Source organism: Kurthia sp. ISK08 (assembly GCF_046159805.1).
Lineage (GTDB): Bacteria > Bacillota > Bacilli > Bacillales_A > Planococcaceae > Kurthia > Kurthia gibsonii.
The window spans coordinates 381,815-398,154 of record NZ_JBJXHL010000003.1 but is presented as its reverse complement, the minus strand read 5'-3'; the positions used below and the strand labels follow the sequence as shown (position 1 = coordinate 398,154).

Genomic DNA, 16,340 nt, shown 5'->3' with positions numbered 1-16,340 from the left:
ATTTTTCCATCGAATTATATAGACTGGTCTAATTATAAGAAAGAGGTTATACAATTGACACAACCACAAGTAGTACAAGTAAGAAGTCCAAAAGGAATGGCATTTGTTCTCATGCTAGGTGCTTTCATTGGACTATTCAGCGAAACAGCATTAAACATGGCATTAACAAATATTATGGCAGGTTTCTCGATTAATGCATCTGCCGCACAGTGGCTTACAACAGGATATTTATTAACACTTGGAATTCTTGTTCCTGTATCCGCACTTATTTTAAGATGGTTTACGACACGCCAACTCGTAATCGCATCATTTACTTTCTCAATTATTGGCTCAATTATCGCAGCGTTAGCACCGAGCTTTGCGATTTTATTAATCGGACGTATTATACAAGCGTTAGGAACGGGTATTCTTTTACCGCTTTTAATGAACGTTATTTTATTAATTTTTCCGATTTATAAACGCGGCATTGTGATGGGTTTAATGGGACTTGTTATTACAACAGCACCAGCTGTAGGTCCTACAATCGCCGGTTTAATTGTCGATTCACTTGGATGGGCTTACATTTTCTGGCTAAGCGTTATTTTATTTATTGCTTTAGGGGTATTCGGTGTAAAGCAAATTGACAATGTCGCAACGATTACAAAACCGAAGATTGATGTTTTATCAATTATTTTATCAACTATCGGTTTTGGAGGACTTATTTTTAGTCTAAGTACGATTGCTGAAAAATCAATTTCAGCACCTGAAGTATGGGTGACACTTGTAGCAGGTGTCATCGCAATCATGTTATTTGTCGTTCGACAATTTACAATGAAGATTCCAATGTTAAATTTAGCTGTATTTAAGCAACCGATGTTTACACTTGGTACATTACAATTATTTATTGGAATGCTACTTATTTTATCAACAGCGATTTTACTACCTCTTTATGTAAAAGGAGCACTTCTATACAGTGCTGCTCTAGCAGGAGTTATCTTATTACCAGGTAGTTCAATTAATGCCATTTTAGCTCCATTCATTGGAAAAAACTTTGAGAAAATCGGTGCAAAAACGCTACTAACAATTGGTTTTGCACTTGCCTTTATCGGCAGTATCTTATTCATCTTCTCACTAAAAGCAGATGCAGCATTATGGCAAGTAATTGGTTCGCATATTGTTTTCTTTGCAGGTATTTCATTTATTATTATGCCTGCTCAAACAAACGGTTTAAATCAATTACCGAGACAGCTTTATTCAGATGGTTCAGCCGTGATGAACACATTACAGCAAATCGCAGGTGCAGCGGGAACAGCAGTTGCGATTACTTTAATGGTACAAGGTCAAAAAATCTTCATGTCTGAAAATCCACAATCACCACCAACAGAGATGATTGCAGCGGGAACAAACCATGTATTCTATTATATTGCTGGGATTGCGTTAGTCGGATTCATTTCCACATTCTTTGTAAAACGTGTGCATGTTGAATAACGACTAGATGTGATACAATCGTAAAAGATGTGTTACATATAGGAGTAGATAGAATGAAAAAAAGATGGATGATCTTTATCTCGATACTTGTTGTTATTGGAATTGCTGCGTGGAATATGTACAATCAGAATCAAAAACAACAAAAAGCTACAGAAGATATTCTGAATCATGTACAACAAGTAGATGAGGTAACGATTTCAAATGGAGAAAAAAGCATGACTTTTAAAGGGAAAGAAGCAACACCTTTTATTGAGTCTACACCACTTGTTCATATTGAAAAGTATGAACGAACAGACCGTAATTATTTTGAAAAAGAGCCACGCTTTATTGTGAGTTATAAAGTAAAGGGTAAAACACTTTACGCAGTAGAACTGCTACAATTGAAAAAGAAGTTACCGAATGATCGGTTGAATGACTTTTTAATGAATGAACATTTACTTGTGAAGTGGCAAGGCTATCCAATGATGTTCTCACAACATGAAGCGATTCAGCGTTTAGTAGATGCATTTAATGCGAAAGAAAAATAAAACAAGCTGAGACAAAATATCTCACTAAGAGTTCACAACGAAAAACTGGAACCGCATCAAAGCGCGATTCCAGTTTTTCTTATGCTTATATGATGTGGATGGTGTTTGCTTGTTTTTCCTATGTAAGATTTGCTGGTACTTGAATATGTTCATAAGCTTGTTGTATTTTTTGTGGTTTACCCTCTGCATTGACCATCACTTGTAAAATCATTTGTTGTAGTGCATCTTCATCGCAATGCAGTAAGCGACTTAACAATTCGTCATGTAACTGTGCGCCAAAATATAAATAAGCAATTGCACGATATGGCTCTTGGGTTGCTGGAAGTGGTGCAGCTTTCATCGCATACTCGATATGCTTTTGCACAATCTTTCTAAACAACAAGTCGGGTTGTTCAATTGACCAGTGCGCATTCAAACAATCTGTCTTGCCTTGCTCTAAAATAGAAAGTGCTGTCTGCTCATCACCTACATACAAATAGAGAATTTTATATAGCATGTGACGATTATTTTGTAATATCTGTTCCACCATACGCTGCTGTTTTTTTCGCTTTGAAAACCATCTTTTCACCACAAGAGTCCCTCCTTTATACATTAGACGCATGAACCAAGTAAAAAGTTTGCACTTAATACGGTATTTTGTGTCTGGTGCATAATGGATTTACGTGGAATCGAGCGATATGCTATGATACAAGTAATTCGTTTTGAAAGGAAGATTTATAGATGAAATCGCCATTTACATTTGAACACACTGCACCAAAAGAACAAGAAGCAGGAAAGTTATATCCAGCCGTTTTCTTGTTACATGGTATGGGAAGTAACGAGAAGGATTTACCAGGCTTATTAACAGAACTTCAAGATGAATACCATATTTTCAGCTTGCGTGGACCAATTACACAAGCACCTGGTTATGCGTTCTTCATTGATGAAGATTTCGGCAAACCAGATCGTCAAATTTTCGATAAAATCGTCTTACATATTCAAGCATTTATTGAAGAAGCTATTCAAACGTATTCAATTGATGCAACAAAAGTTTTCGTACTCGGCTTTAGCCAAGGTGCAACACTAGCTGAAACATTACCATTTGTTTTAGGAACAGAACGCTTAGCTGGAGCCATCGCATTAAGTGGTTATTTACCAGGACATGTCAAAGAAGAATATAGTAAACGTAGCGTTGCATCGCTACCAGTCTTTATTTCACATGGTAAGATGGACTATGTACTACCATATCAATGGGGTGAAGAAGCACGTGACTTCTATAAAGACCAACAAGCTAATGTAACATTTATGGCATTTGAAGACGGTCACGGTGTTACACCTGAAGTACAACGTGAAATTATTCGTTTCTTAAAACAACATATATCTTAATAAATGAATCACTTGACATTCTATTTTCTATGGAATAAGATGTAAGCAATACTTTTGAACGTATATGAGCAGAAGGCACTGAGAGCAGTGTCAGTCTCATCAAAATAGCAGAGCCGAGAAATTGAAGAGTAAGAGTAGTAGTATAGTTAAGCTAGTTATAGAGAATCAGTGGTTGGTGAAAACTGATCTAGTCGCTATATGAATGGACTTATGAGAGTATCTATGAACCAATTTGTAGTAGTAGATAACGAATCATCCTCGTTACGGATGTCGAGATCAGATTGTTTAGCAATCTGAAATTGAGGTGGCACCGCGAATAATATCGTCCTCATGAAGGTTTTTTCCTTCATGGGGACTTTTTTTATTTCTTTCAAAAGTAAAGTTGAGTTGAGGAGAGTGGAGAAGTGTATGAAAGCATTCATTGAAAAAGTGGAACAAAGACAACACTTAACGAATCAAGAAATGACGATCGCAGCACATAAGATGTTAGATGAACAAACACCCGAACAAGAGATTATGTCGTTTTTAGTAGCACTAGCTAAAAAAGGAGAGACAGCACAAGAACTCGCTGCTCTCGCTAAAACGATGAAAGAACATGCAAATGAAGTTCAAGGTGTACAGTCACTAGCTTATTTAGATAACTGTGGAACGGGTGGCGATGGTTTAAAAAGTTTTAATATCAGTACAACAGCCGCTTTTGTCTTAGCTGCTTGTGACGTTCCAGTCGCAAAACATGGTAATCGAAAAGTATCGAGTGCTTCTGGCAGTACAGACTTGTTAGAAGAACTAGGGATTCCAGCTACAATGGACTTATCAAAAGTAAGTCCTTTATTAAAACAAGAGAAATTAGCTTTTATTTTCGCACCTGCTGCGCACCCAAAATTAAAGCGGATTGGACAAATTCGCCAACAATTAGGAACACCAACAATTTTTAATCTAGTGGGTCCTCTTGTGAATCCTGTTGATTTAACGTATCAACTAACAGGCATTAATCGTCCTGATTTTGTCATTCCCTATGCAGAAGTTTTAAAGAAGTTAGGAAGAAAACGTGCATTAGTCGTTAGTGGTGAACAAGGAATGGATGAAGCCTCACTTTGCGGCGAAACGACATGTGCCTTACTCGATGATGGCGAGATTATTTCATTTACAATTACTGCACAGGAACTGGGTTTACCTGAGTATCCACTAGAAGCAATTAAAGGTGGTACGCCAGCTGAAAATGCCAGAATATTAGAACAATTATTACTTGGTAAAAAAAATGCTTATTATGATGCAGTACTTTTTAATGCGGGTCTTGGTTTATATGCAGCTGGTAAAGTACAGACAATTCAAGAAGGTATTCATCGTGCGAACCAAGCGATTGAACAAGGAAAGGCCTATGAAAAATTACAAGCAGTTCGACAGTATCATCAACGACTGGAGATGACGAAATGACGATTTTAGATAAAATCTTACAACAAAAAGAAATCGAAATTCAAAAGCGATTACGTGAGGAAAAGAAAGTAGAAACAGATAAACCGGTCTATTCTTTATATAACCAACTACTTCAAACACCTCATTTACAAGTTATTGCAGAAATTAAAAGAGCATCACCTTCTAAAGGAATGATTCAATCGAATATTAATCCTATTGAACAAGCGAAAAAATATGAGCGTGCGGGAGCAGCATGCATCTCGGTACTAACAGATGAACAATTTTTCAAAGGTTCGTTAGCTGATTTAGAAGCTGTCGCAAATGAAATCACAATACCTGTTCTACGAAAAGACTTCATCTTACATGAGGTACAAATTGAAGATGCAAGAACAGCAGGCGCATCCATTATTCTACTTATTGTGGCTGCCCTTCATGAAAAGCGATTAAAAGAACTACATGATTATGCAGAGTCGCTACAACTAGAAGTGTTGGTCGAAGTGCATGACCTAGAAGAATATACAATTGCTAAAAGAATTGGTGCGAAAATAATCGGGGTTAATAATCGGAATTTAAAAACATTTGAAGTGGACTTAGCACATACAAAAACGATTGCCGCAGCACGTAATGAAATGGATCAACATGTATTTATTAGCGAAAGTGGTATTCAAACTATTGCTGATGCAGAACTTGTGTCAAACGACGGTGCAGATGCCATCCTAGTTGGTGAAACATTGATGCGCGCAGAAGATGTTGAAGCCACACTTCGAAGTTTTCAAGTTCAAAAAGAAGGTGTCTACTAATGGTACGCGTAAAAATTTGTGGATTAACGAAAAAAGAGCATATTCAAGTAGCTGTTGAAGAACAAGTGGATTATATCGGATTTGTATTCGCGAAGAGTAAACGACAAGTAACCGTTGAACAAGCAAAAGTTTTAGCGCAGTCGATTCCTGAACCCATTCAAAAAGTAGGGGTATTCGTCAATGAAACAGTGGAGAATATGTTACACATTGCAAAAGAAGTGCCACTAGACGTGATTCAATTACATGGTCAAGAATCCCAGCAAGTCGTTGAGGCTTTAAAACCATATACGACTATTAAAGCCATTTCAGTTCGAACAAAAGAAGATATACAAAAAGCAGCACAATATAACGTCGATTACTATCTATTCGATGCACCTGGCATTGAATATGAAGGTGGTAGTGGTAATACGTTTGATTGGACATTATTAGAAAATACGAAAATCAATCGACAAAACATCATCCTAGCAGGTGGATTAACCCCTGAGAATGTAGGGCGTGCGATTGAACAAGTAGAACCTTACGGAATTGATGTATCAAGTGGTGTTGAAATAGACGGACAAAAAGATGAAATGCGTATGCGCGCATTTATGAATCAAACAAGAAACGGAGTGGTATAAATGGTAACAACAACAGAGAAAAAAGGGCGTTTTGGTAAATTCGGTGGTCAATTTGTACCCGAAACATTAATGACAGCTTTAAATGAATTAGAACAAGCATATGAAGAAGCAAAACAAGACCCGAGCTTCCAAGAAGAACTACAAGATTACTTACACAACTATGTAGGTCGTGAAAATCCACTTTATTTTGCAAAGCGATTATCAGAACATCTAGGTGGACCAAAAATCTACTTTAAGCGCGAAGACTTAAATCATACCGGCGCACATAAAATCAATAATGCACTAGGGCAAGTCTTACTCGCAAAACGTATGGGGAAGAAAAAAGTTGTAGCCGAAACAGGTGCTGGACAACATGGTGTGGCGACTGCTACGGTTTGTGCATTGTTCGATATGGAATGTGTAATCTTCATGGGACGAGAAGATGTCAAAAGACAAGAACTAAATGTATTCCGTATGGAGTTACTTGGTGCGACCGTTCAACCAGTTGATTCAGGTTCTGCTACATTAAAAGATGCATGTAACGAGGCGATGCGCTACTGGGTGACAAATGTGGAAAACACACATTATATTTTAGGCTCGGCACTAGGACCACATCCTTTCCCAACGATTGTACGCGATTTTCAGCGTATTATTGGTGACGAAACACGCCGTCAAATTTTAGAAAAAGAACAACGCCTACCAGACGCAGTTGTCGCATGTGTTGGTGGGGGAAGTAATGCGATTGGTATGTTCACACCTTTTGTAGAAGATGAAGGTGTTCGCTTATATGGTGTAGAAGCTGCAGGTCATGGTATTCCAACTGGGGAACACGCAGCTGCATTTGCCGATTTAAAAGAAGGTGTCTTACACGGCTCTTATATGTATTTACTACAAGATGATCATGGGATGGTACAAGAAGCAATCTCAATTTCAGCTGGATTAGATTATCCAGGTGTTGGACCAGAGCATTGTTATTTACACGATATTGGACGCGTTGAGTATAAATCTGCTACAGATGAAGACGCATTAGAAGGTTTTAAACTATTATCGAAAATCGAAGGAATTATTCCTGCTTTAGAAACATCGCATGCGATTTCTTTTGCAAGTAAGTTAGCGAAAGAGATGACAAAAGATGAAATCATGGTGATTTGCTTATCAGGCCGTGGCGATAAAGATGTTGCACAAGTACGTGATGCATTAGGAGGACAAGTACATGACTAAAACATTACAGCAAGTAATTGAACAAAAAAATGAACAAGGTGAAAAAGCATTCATTCCTTACATTATGGCAGGAGACGGGGGACTAACGCACACAAAAGAAACGATTCGCTATCTACAACAACTGGGGGCAACTGCTATTGAAGTAGGGATTCCTTTTTCGGACCCTGTTGCAGATGGGCCTGTTATCGAAAAAGCAGGATTGCGTGCTTTAGCAGAAGGAACGAATTTACATGCTATTTTAGCGATGCTAGAAGAAATAAAAGAAGATGTGCAAACACCACTTATTTTGATGACTTATTTAAATCCGCTTGTTCATTTCGGTTTACAAGATTTTGTGAAGGCAGCTACAAAAGCGAATGTAAAAGGATTAATCATTCCTGATATGCCACTGGAAGAACGCGACTTAATTCAGCCATTCTTAGAAGGAACGGATATCGCACTTGTACAGCTTGTATCATTAACAAGTTCTAAAATGCGTATTCAAGAAATTGCAGAAGCAGCAGAAGGATTTATTTATGCGGTAACTGTCAATGGAACGACAGGGGAACAAAGAGATTTCCAAGATCATGTTATGCAACACCTAAAAGAGATTAAATCGTCGGTATCTTTACCTGTCCTTGCAGGGTTCGGCATTTCGAATCGACAAACAGCAGAGAAAATGAGTGAAGGAATTGATGGTGTGATTGTAGGAAGTGCGATTGTTGACGCACTGCACCGTAAAGATTATGATACAATTGAGCAATTCTTTCAAAAAGAACCAGTCGAAACAAATTCATAGATAAAAGGAGAGAATCGCAGTCATGCGGTTCTTTTTCTATCTAAAGGAGCTTAGAAATATGCAAATAAGAATAATACATGATGAAATTCGTCAAACAGTTAAACAGTTTTTCATTACGCACTGGGGAAGTAGTGAGATGGTTGTTTCAACTGGTGTCTATCACTGTGATCAATTAGAAGGATTCTATGTGATGGATGAAGAAGAAATCATTGGGCTTGTAACTTATAGAATAAAGCAACAGGAGGTAGAAATAATTTCATTAGACTGTATTTACGAAGGTAAGGGGATTGGAAGTGCTCTATTAAATCGAGTAGAAGAAGTAGCTAAAACACATCAGCTTCAAAAGGTTTCGCTCATTACAACAAATGATAATTTACATGCCATTCGCTTTTATCAAAAGAGAGGGTATCGCGTGACAGAGATTCGATTAGATGCGGTTAAGCGTGCAAGTTTGATCAAACCGACTATTCCATTATTTTCTACTGATCAAATTGCAATTCAAGATGAATGGTTATTAGAAAAATCCTTGAACTAAATAACTTTCAGTAAATGCTTTACAAACCGTAATAAGTGTTATATACTAAGGTTAATCAAATAGTTCTTATTAGAAATGAATTCGCATATTACAAAGAGTAATCGTGTTTGTTCGGTACTTTTTGTAATATGTGAATTTTTTGTTTTTTAAAAGCTTATGTATTAATAACTTAATTGGAGGTCATTTAAATGACACAAGGTACAGTAAAATGGTTTAACGCAGAAAAAGGTTTCGGTTTCATCGAAGTTGAAGGCGGTTCTGACGTATTCGCTCACTTCTCAGCAATCCAAGGCGAAGGTTTCAAATCTTTAGACGAAGGTCAAAAAGTTGAATTCGAAATCGAAGACGGCCAACGCGGACCACAAGCAGTAAACATCGTAAAACTTTAATTTTAACGAGTTACGATCAAAAAGGAAATTGCCTCGGCAGTTTCCTTTTTTTGTGTTTTCTTTTATTAAAATGCTACACAATAATCAAACATAATCATTATAGACCTTTAAGTGAAGTACGGTTGTATATTCACCAGCTCATTTTAGTAGTTGAAGTAAGATCAAGAGGGTTTTGTTTCTTGCTTGTAATAGGAGTAAAGATCATGTTCGGTAGGGCATCATTATACGTTTCATTGATGTAACCAATTAGTAATCCTGTGTATGGTAGATAAATCATTTTCATATATTAAAAAAAGGAACCCCCGAGGAGATTCCTTTTTGTGTTGAATTAGTGATCAACTGAACCAGAAGAACCGATACCAGTGTTTGCACGTACTTCAACTTCAGCATATTTCTTCGCGTCTGCTTTCGCGCCAACTAATGAACCAATCCAACCTGCTAAGAAACCAAGTGGAACTGATACGATTGCTGGGTTAGTAAGAGGGAATAAAGGTGTTCCTGTAAGAATTGCAGTACCTTCAGGACTCCAGATATTCGGACTTACTGCTACAAGAATTAATGCAGTGATTAAACCTGTTAACATTGCTGCCATCGCACCTGTTGTGTTGAACTTTTTGTAGTAAATTGTGTAAATAATTACTGGTAAGTTCGCAGAAGCGGCGATACAGAATGCAAGTGATACTAAGAATGCTACGTTTAATGATTGTGCACCAAGTGCTAAAAGGATTGAGAATGCTGATACGCCTAATGAAGCCCAACGAGCAGCTAACATTTGTTGTCTTTCAGTTACTTTACCTTTTTTAATGATCTGACCATAAATATCATGTCCGAATGCAGAAGCCCCTGATAATACAAGACCCGCTACTACGGCTAAGATTGTTGCGAACGCTACCGCACAGATGAAGGACATGAGAATGTCGCCACCTAATACTTCAGCTAACAGTGGTGCGGCCATGTTACCAGCTGGGTTAGCAGCTAAGATTGCATCAGTACCTACGAATGCTGCAGCACCGAAACCTAAGAAGATTGTTAAGATATAGAAGATACCTACAATCCAAGTTGCTGTAACAACTGAGCTACGTGCAGTTTTTGCATCTTTTACAGTGAAGAAACGCATTAAAATATGTGGAAGACCTGCTGTACCAAGTACAAGTGCGATCATCATTGACATTGTGTCAATACCATTTGTATATTTTACACCTGCATTTAAGTATGCTTCACCATGTGGTTGATGTGTTTTTACATAAGAGAACATTTCTAAGATATTGAAGTTGAACTTCATCAGAACTAATACCGAGATAATAACAGTACCTAACATTAATAGAACGGCTTTAATAATTTGTACCCAAGAAGTGGCACCCATACCGCCCCATAATACGTAGATTGTCATCATTACACCTACGATTAATACAGCAAATTTGTAATCGATACCTAATAATAATTGGATAAGAGCGCCTGCACCTACTAATTGTGCAATCATGTAGAATAAAACGATAACGATTGAACTTACTGCTGCAGTTCCGCGAATTTTCTTTTGGTTGAAACGAGCTGTAATCATATCCGCTAAAGTATATTTACCTAAGTTACGTAAAGGTTCAGCTACGATATAAAGTACAACTAGATAAGCTACTAAGTAACCTAATGAATAGAAGAAACCGTCGAAACCTGTTAAAGCGATTGCACCTGCGATACCTAAGAATGAAGCAGCTGATAGGTAGTCACCAGCGATTGCGATCCCGTTTTGCCAACCTGTTAATCCACCACCAGCTGTATAGAAATCTTGTGCTGAATTTGTATTTTTAGAAGCAAAGTATGTTACAAGTAATGTAATCCCTACGATACCGACGAAAAACGCGATACCAATTCCACTCATGCCACCCGTCATTTGTATCCACCATCCTTAGCCTTTTCGATAATAACTGCTGCGTCTTTATCGAATGCGTTTGCTTTTTTCACATAAATCATGGCAAATGCCCAAACCATTATGAACTGTGCTAAAGCAAAAATCCATACCCAAGTGATATCTCCAATTGCTTTTGCGTGTAATACTTTTGTGAACGAAGTTAGTAATGGTAACGTGAAGTAAAATGCTAAGAAGAAAATCGTCATTGGAACAAGGAATTTGTTTTTCTTTTTCACAAGCGCATGATATTCTGAGCTTTCTGAAATTTTCACATACTCTTGCTCTGTTAACTCAACTGCTTTATCAACTTCAGTTGATGTTGCTTTTGCATTTAGAACATCAGAACCGTTTAAGTTTTGATCCATAAAAGTATGCCTCCTTTTTATATAGTTTTTTTTTGCGAGCAAGGTAATTATTTCCTAGCTCTGAGTTAATATTATTTGAAAGCGCTTTAAAATGCAACACTTTTTTCTTTAAAAAATTAAAAATTTTCTTTAATAGGTACTCAAAATTCTATTTAAAGAGTAAAATATCTCAAAATATATGATGTTTTTATGATGTCTGTTAGTCGAAAAAGCGAATTTTAGCTGTTTTATGACAGTTTTTCAATCACCCCCTGTTTTGTATCAAAAACGAAAAAAATCAGAGGAAAAATTGTTTTTAACGAGATTTTTATAGTTCTAAGCATAAAAAAATCGAATGAACGCATTTTATTTATTGTAAAAGGCATAAAAGAATGAAAACAATAAATGATACTTTTTTGATTTATTTACTAATTAAAGGAAAAGTAACTTTTTAAATCGATAGATGTAAACAGAAAAATTGTTTTCTTTTTACATACCCTTTATCTATTTTTTATAAAACATTTATTACCATATATGTTAATTTCGAAATCATTATCTTCTGAAATAATTTATCTGAATATTCAAATGAAGTTGCGTGAATTACTTTTAAACATAACTTTATATAATAGAGTTACTCTTTATGTATACTTTTTAGGAGTATGATTCATTTAACGAATTACTAATCATTCGTTAAATGAAAGGTAAATACTACTTGCTAAATTAAATAGTAGTCTTAGAAAAAGTAAATCACTATGTGAAAAACATCACATATAAGTAAAACAGGGTTCAATTAGATTCGATAGATTTACTGTATTTAACGCACCATTTTATGGAAAAAACAGGTTGAAAGAGCTTTAAAACACAAAAACTTTCCCAAATGTATATTTGGGAAAGTTTTTTAATGATATAATAGACTAGAATTTAGTAAAAGAGGTGGAAGAATGCTTCCGAAATATGTACGCGACTTTTTAGTATATTTAACAGCAATTAAAGGAAAGTCTCAAAGAACAAGAAAAGAATATGAATATGATTTGCGATTATTTTTACGATTTCAAATTGCAATCTCACATGATTTAGGTTTAGATAAAATGAATGAAGTAGATTTGAATCTTTTTACAATAGAAGATTTGCAACAATTAACCTTAGAAGATCTCTATCTGTTTTTAGAGTATTGTGAAGTGAAACGGGGGAACGGAGCTGCTTCGCGTTCGCGCAAAGTAGCAACACTTAAATCATTCTTCAACTATTTAAAATCGAAAAAACGTTTAATTACGCAAAACCCAGCAGATGAATTAGAAGCACCTAAGTTGAGCAAAAAACAACCTGTTTATATGAATATTACAGAATCACATCAGTTTTTAGAGGGCGTAGAACACTCGAGACACCCTGAACGTGATTATTGCATGATGACTTTCTTTTTGAATTTAGGAATACGTGTGAGCGAGTTATGCGCTTTAGATGTGGATTCCGTACACGATGATATTCTAACAGTACGAGGGAAAGGGGATAAAGAACGTAACTTATATTTGAATGAGCAATGTTTAGAAGCTCTTTCTTCTTATATGAAGATTCGCTCACGCTATTTACAAGTAAGAGGAGAACAACAGGCGTTATTTTTATCACAAAAAGGGACGCGTTTAACAAGACAAGCCATTTCAAACCTCGTTCGAAAGATTAATCAAGATTCTGGTCTTGAAAAAAAGAAACTCACGCCGCATAAATTGCGCCATACATCGGCCACACTCCTTTATAAATCAGGAGCAGACATTCGAAGTTTACAACAAATTTTAGGTCATTCGAATATTTCAACAACCCAGATTTACACACATGTTGAAAATAAAGAAATTCAGCGTGTCATGACTGAACATCCTTTGAATAAGAAATAAAAATTAAAAACCACTATTTGTAAAAAATAAGTAAAAAGTTGCGGGTCTATTTATTTAATAAATATAAATAAATATTTTATTTCCTAAAAATTAAATGTGAAATGAGCACTTATACGTAATTTTATGGTAAAATAGGTTCGATTATACGTCACTTAGGGGAGGGTTGCAGATGGATGTTTCAATGAACGCTACTTTAGAACTATTAGACAATGCACAATTTGATCAGTCAGTAATGGCTGATATCATAGCAGCCATTGATCAATCCGTCATTGTTGCGATTACAAATGCGCAAGGGAAAATTATTTCTGTCAACAAACCCTTTTGCGAAATTTCGAAGTATTCAGCTTCTGAATTGATTGGACAAGACCATAAAATTGTCAACTCCGGCTATCATTCTAAAACATTCTTTAAAGAAATGTGGCGAACAATCGGTAACGGTAAGGTATGGAAAGGTGAGATTTGTAATCGCGCAAAAGATGGGGCGCTTTATTGGGTACAGACGACCATTGTCCCTTTTTTAAATGAAAAGGGTAAACCTTATCAATATATCTCGATTCGCACAAATATTACAGAACAAAAGAATGCACAACATTATGAGCATTTAGCTTACCATGATGAACTAACAGGACTACAAAATCGCCGGAAATTACGTATGACTTACGAACAAATGATGAAAAATTCAAAGCGTAAAGAAGGTTATGCCTTCTTACTAATCGGTATTAATCGTTTTAAGATTATTAACGAAAGCTTTGGTCATCATATTGGCGATTTATTCTTAGTAAATGTCGCTTCGATTCTTACAGAAATTGTGAATATATATGGACAAGTTTATCATTATGGTAGCGATCAATTTGTCGTGATGTGTAAAAATAAAGACGCACTTCGTTTAATTAATGCGATTCTATTCCGCTTTAATGATTTATTTGAAGTAGACCGCTTTGAATTTTATAGTTCGGTTAGTATTGGCGTTCGTTATTCTGTCCTTGAAGTTGCATCATTTGATGAAGTGATTCGTACAGCGGACATTGCACTCATGAATGCAAAAGAGCGTAAGGGGAATTACTATGTAGAATATCAAACAGCCATGAATACAAAGTTTCAGGATCATATTTTATTTGAAAAAAAATTACGTAATGCCATTCGTAATCAAGACTTCTTACTTTACTACCAACCAAAGTACCATGTACATACAAAAAAGATTGTAGATGTAGAAGCATTGATTAGATGGTATGATGAAGATTTTGGTTGGGTTTCTCCCGAATTATTTATTCATTTCGCTGAGCAATTAGGACTTTCAACAGCAATTGATGAATTTGTAATTGAGACAGCTTGTAGACAGGCTGTATTATGGCAAAAGACCTTGCCAGAACCAATAAAAATCGCCATTAATATTTCGCCATTACACTTAAAAGAGAAAAAATTCGTCGATACATTAGAGTATATTCTAAAGAAAAATAACTGTAATCCTACATTAATCGAAATTGAAATTACGGAAAATTCTTTAATGCATAGTAGCGACATTTTAACAAAAACATTTAGTGAATTAAAAAAACTTGGGGTAACAATTGCGCTAGATGATTTTGGAAAGGGCTATTCTTCATTAAGTTATTTAAAAACATTTCCGATTGATACATTGAAGATTGATCGTGACTTTATACGTGGTATCCATGAAAATACGAATGAGGAAAATATGATTCGTGCCATTATAGGATTAGCCAAAATCTTTAATATGAAGGTGGTAGCTGAAGGTATTGAAACGGTTATGGAACAAAGCATTATTGAAAAATCAAATTGTGATTATCTACAAGGTTATTTATTCTCAAAACCACTTCCAGCCAAAGAAATTGAAGCACTACTTATTTAATAAAAAAGCAATTCATCCTTTTAGTAGCGATGAATTGCTTTTTATGTTTATGAAGAAGTCTTTCTTGGTATGTATGAAAAAAAGGAGGTTCGATACATATTTGGTTTCTCAGTATCTTTAACACAGCAACCCTCTCTATCTAAAATTCAAAAAATGCAAAAAGTGGGTTTTCAACTGATTTATACATCGCTTGTAGTTCCATCAGATACGCTCCCTGTAGCAATGACACATCTTCAACAACTTGCACGTTTTTCAAAACAACATGACTTACAACTCGTTGTACAGATAATAAAACAAACAAAATCATTGTTACCGGAACTGGCGAAGTTATCGATTCAAGCACTTATCGTAGATGAAAGTTTTTCAAAAGATGAAGTGAAAGAACTCGCTTTGAATTATCGGATTATTTTAAATGCGAGTACGCTAAATATAGATTGTTTTCAAAATTTTAAAGGTTTGAATATAGAAGCTTGGCATGATCGATATGAACAACCATTTACGGGATTAGATGATACATTCTTTCAACAACAGAATCAGTTGATACAGCGTGAAAATATCCCTCTAGGCGCGTTTCTAATGAGCGACATCTCTACAACCTTAAACAATGCGCCAACGCTCGAAAAACATCGTACAAGCTCTGTATTCGCGCATGCAATCGAGTTAATACAACAAGGGATTCAAACGATTATCATTAGTGATGATGATGTATCAGAAGAAGCAACTAGACAGTTTACAGATTGGATTCATTCGAATTATATCACGCTGTACATGACTTCTTATGTATTGCATAACCCGATTCATCAATTCACCTTTCATACACGTCCTGATCTTCCAAGAGACGTTATTCGTTTACAAGAGAGTCGCTCTTATTTTTCCGAAAATGTTCTGTTTGGTAGATCTAGAGGGAGAAAAGTGGGAGATATTACGATGAATATGCTAGGTATGGGTTCGTATGCTGGGGAAGTACATCTAGTTAAAGTAGATTTACCAAAGAATGAGCATATCTTTACAATCGGAAAAATTCGAAAAGAGGACCAGCCTTTATTGTCAATTTGCCCATGTAATCAGAAAATTAAGCTAGAAGAAATGAATACGCCTATAAGAAAAGGAATCTCTTTTACGTAAGAGTTTCTTTTTTCACATTAGAGTAAAATTAATTTCATTACACAAGGACATACTTTGTCCTATATAATAGGATTATGTATACATATTACTGGAGATTTACATTTACTGATTTATGCAGAAAAGTTAA

The 16,340-nt window shown here is 35.8% G+C and carries 16 protein-coding genes and 1 other annotated feature; of the genes, 13 read left to right on the top strand and 3 right to left on the bottom strand.

The features are described from left to right. Window positions 1–96 precede the first annotated feature (96 nt). Both ACKVQX_RS08630 and ACKVQX_RS08625 read left to right on the top strand, forming a co-directional pair. A complete protein-coding gene (locus ACKVQX_RS08630; RefSeq protein WP_409136210.1) occupies window positions 97–1,467 on the top strand; it encodes a DHA2 family efflux MFS transporter permease subunit in 1,371 nt (456 codons plus the stop codon). Between the two features lie 53 nt (window positions 1,468–1,520). Further along, on the top strand, window positions 1,521–1,994 hold the full coding sequence (locus tag ACKVQX_RS08625) for a hypothetical protein (protein ID WP_325943082.1): 474 nt from the start codon (window positions 1,521–1,523) through the stop codon (window positions 1,992–1,994). A gap of 118 nt (window positions 1,995–2,112) precedes the next feature. On the opposite strand, the gene ACKVQX_RS08620 is transcribed toward ACKVQX_RS08625, so the two are convergent. Next, a complete protein-coding gene (locus tag ACKVQX_RS08620) occupies window positions 2,113–2,565 on the bottom strand; it encodes a hypothetical protein (protein WP_068453350.1) in 453 nt (150 codons plus the stop codon). Between the two features lie 149 nt (window positions 2,566–2,714). Here ACKVQX_RS08620 and ACKVQX_RS08615 point away from each other — a divergent pair, with 149 nt between their 5' ends. The 8 genes from ACKVQX_RS08615 to ACKVQX_RS08580 all read left to right on the top strand — a co-directional run bounded on the left by ACKVQX_RS08615 (window position 2,715) and on the right by ACKVQX_RS08580 (window position 9,091). Continuing rightward, a complete protein-coding gene (locus ACKVQX_RS08615) occupies window positions 2,715–3,359 on the top strand; it encodes an alpha/beta hydrolase (RefSeq protein ID WP_068453352.1) in 645 nt (214 codons plus the stop codon). Window positions 3,360–3,474: 115 nt separating this feature from the next. Next, window positions 3,475–3,692, top strand: a binding site (T-box leader). Window positions 3,693–3,767: 75 nt separating this feature from the next. Further along, entirely contained in the window at window positions 3,768–4,793 is a 1,026-nt protein-coding gene (gene trpD, locus ACKVQX_RS08610; protein WP_325943083.1) for an anthranilate phosphoribosyltransferase, read from the top strand. Further along, the gene (gene trpC / locus ACKVQX_RS08605) at window positions 4,790–5,572 is read left to right on the top strand and encodes an indole-3-glycerol phosphate synthase TrpC (RefSeq protein ID WP_409136202.1); all 783 of its coding nucleotides are present in this window, start codon (window positions 4,790–4,792) and stop codon (window positions 5,570–5,572) included. Before trpD ends, trpC begins: the two co-directional genes overlap by 4 nt. After that, the gene (locus ACKVQX_RS08600; RefSeq protein ID WP_368634117.1) at window positions 5,572–6,189 is read left to right on the top strand and encodes a phosphoribosylanthranilate isomerase; all 618 of its coding nucleotides are present in this window, start codon (window positions 5,572–5,574) and stop codon (window positions 6,187–6,189) included. The genes trpC and ACKVQX_RS08600 overlap by 1 nt, the downstream gene beginning before the upstream one ends. Next, complete coding sequence (trpB, locus tag ACKVQX_RS08595) at window positions 6,190–7,389, top strand: tryptophan synthase subunit beta (protein WP_068453360.1); 1,200 nt, start codon at window positions 6,190–6,192, stop codon at window positions 7,387–7,389. Continuing rightward, complete coding sequence (gene trpA / locus ACKVQX_RS08590; protein ID WP_068453362.1) at window positions 7,382–8,167, top strand: tryptophan synthase subunit alpha; 786 nt, start codon at window positions 7,382–7,384, stop codon at window positions 8,165–8,167. The genes trpB and trpA overlap by 8 nt, the downstream gene beginning before the upstream one ends. 58 nt (window positions 8,168–8,225) lie before the next feature. Next, window positions 8,226–8,702, top strand: a complete 477-nt coding sequence (locus tag ACKVQX_RS08585) for a GNAT family N-acetyltransferase (RefSeq protein ID WP_068453364.1) — start codon at window positions 8,226–8,228, stop codon at window positions 8,700–8,702. Between the two features lie 188 nt (window positions 8,703–8,890). Continuing rightward, a complete protein-coding gene (locus ACKVQX_RS08580) occupies window positions 8,891–9,091 on the top strand; it encodes a cold-shock protein (protein ID WP_068453366.1) in 201 nt (66 codons plus the stop codon). Window positions 9,092–9,419: 328 nt separating this feature from the next. On the opposite strand, the gene ACKVQX_RS08575 is transcribed toward ACKVQX_RS08580, so the two are convergent. Then, on the bottom strand, window positions 9,420–10,964 hold the full coding sequence (locus ACKVQX_RS08575; protein ID WP_068457356.1) for a cation acetate symporter: 1,545 nt from the start codon (window positions 10,962–10,964) through the stop codon (window positions 9,420–9,422). A gap of 8 nt (window positions 10,965–10,972) precedes the next feature. After that, window positions 10,973–11,359 (bottom strand): DUF485 domain-containing protein, encoded by a 387-nt coding sequence (locus tag ACKVQX_RS08570; RefSeq protein ID WP_082701412.1) that lies wholly within the window; start codon window positions 11,357–11,359, stop codon window positions 10,973–10,975. Between the two features lie 920 nt (window positions 11,360–12,279). On the opposite strand from ACKVQX_RS08570, the gene ACKVQX_RS08565 reads away from it, so the two are divergent. The 3 genes from ACKVQX_RS08565 to ACKVQX_RS08555 all read left to right on the top strand — a co-directional run bounded on the left by ACKVQX_RS08565 (window position 12,280) and on the right by ACKVQX_RS08555 (window position 16,213). After that, window positions 12,280–13,224: a tyrosine recombinase XerC gene (locus ACKVQX_RS08565; RefSeq protein WP_368634116.1), complete on the top strand. Its 945-nt coding sequence runs from the start codon at window positions 12,280–12,282 to the stop codon at window positions 13,222–13,224. 169 nt (window positions 13,225–13,393) lie between these two features. Continuing rightward, entirely contained in the window at window positions 13,394–15,088 is a 1,695-nt protein-coding gene (locus ACKVQX_RS08560; protein WP_285215005.1) for an EAL domain-containing protein, read from the top strand. A 69-nt stretch (window positions 15,089–15,157) separates the two neighbouring features. Then, complete coding sequence (locus ACKVQX_RS08555) at window positions 15,158–16,213, top strand: MupG family TIM beta-alpha barrel fold protein (protein WP_409136201.1); 1,056 nt, start codon at window positions 15,158–15,160, stop codon at window positions 16,211–16,213. Window positions 16,214–16,340: the final 127 nt, after the last annotated feature.

Coding starts and splice junctions, on each gene's coding strand:
- ACKVQX_RS08570 (WP_082701412.1), bottom strand. CDS start 11,359: ATGGATCAAAACTTAAACGGTTCTGATGTTCTAAATGCAAAAGCAACA.
- ACKVQX_RS08580 (WP_068453366.1), top strand. CDS start 8,891: ATGACACAAGGTACAGTAAAATGGTTTAACGCAGAAAAAGGTTTCGGT.
- ACKVQX_RS08585 (WP_068453364.1), top strand. CDS start 8,226: ATGCAAATAAGAATAATACATGATGAAATTCGTCAAACAGTTAAACAG.
- trpC (WP_409136202.1), top strand. CDS start 4,790: ATGACGATTTTAGATAAAATCTTACAACAAAAAGAAATCGAAATTCAA.
- trpB (WP_068453360.1), top strand. CDS start 6,190: ATGGTAACAACAACAGAGAAAAAAGGGCGTTTTGGTAAATTCGGTGGT.
- ACKVQX_RS08565 (WP_368634116.1), top strand. CDS start 12,280: ATGCTTCCGAAATATGTACGCGACTTTTTAGTATATTTAACAGCAATT.
- trpD (WP_325943083.1), top strand. CDS start 3,768: ATGAAAGCATTCATTGAAAAAGTGGAACAAAGACAACACTTAACGAAT.
- ACKVQX_RS08560 (WP_285215005.1), top strand. CDS start 13,394: ATGGATGTTTCAATGAACGCTACTTTAGAACTATTAGACAATGCACAA.
- trpA (WP_068453362.1), top strand. CDS start 7,382: ATGACTAAAACATTACAGCAAGTAATTGAACAAAAAAATGAACAAGGT.
- ACKVQX_RS08575 (WP_068457356.1), bottom strand. CDS start 10,964: ATGAGTGGAATTGGTATCGCGTTTTTCGTCGGTATCGTAGGGATTACA.
- ACKVQX_RS08630 (WP_409136210.1), top strand. CDS start 97: ATGGCATTTGTTCTCATGCTAGGTGCTTTCATTGGACTATTCAGCGAA.
- ACKVQX_RS08625 (WP_325943082.1), top strand. CDS start 1,521: ATGAAAAAAAGATGGATGATCTTTATCTCGATACTTGTTGTTATTGGA.
- ACKVQX_RS08600 (WP_368634117.1), top strand. CDS start 5,572: ATGGTACGCGTAAAAATTTGTGGATTAACGAAAAAAGAGCATATTCAA.
- ACKVQX_RS08615 (WP_068453352.1), top strand. CDS start 2,715: ATGAAATCGCCATTTACATTTGAACACACTGCACCAAAAGAACAAGAA.
- ACKVQX_RS08555 (WP_409136201.1), top strand. CDS start 15,158: ATGTATGAAAAAAAGGAGGTTCGATACATATTTGGTTTCTCAGTATCT.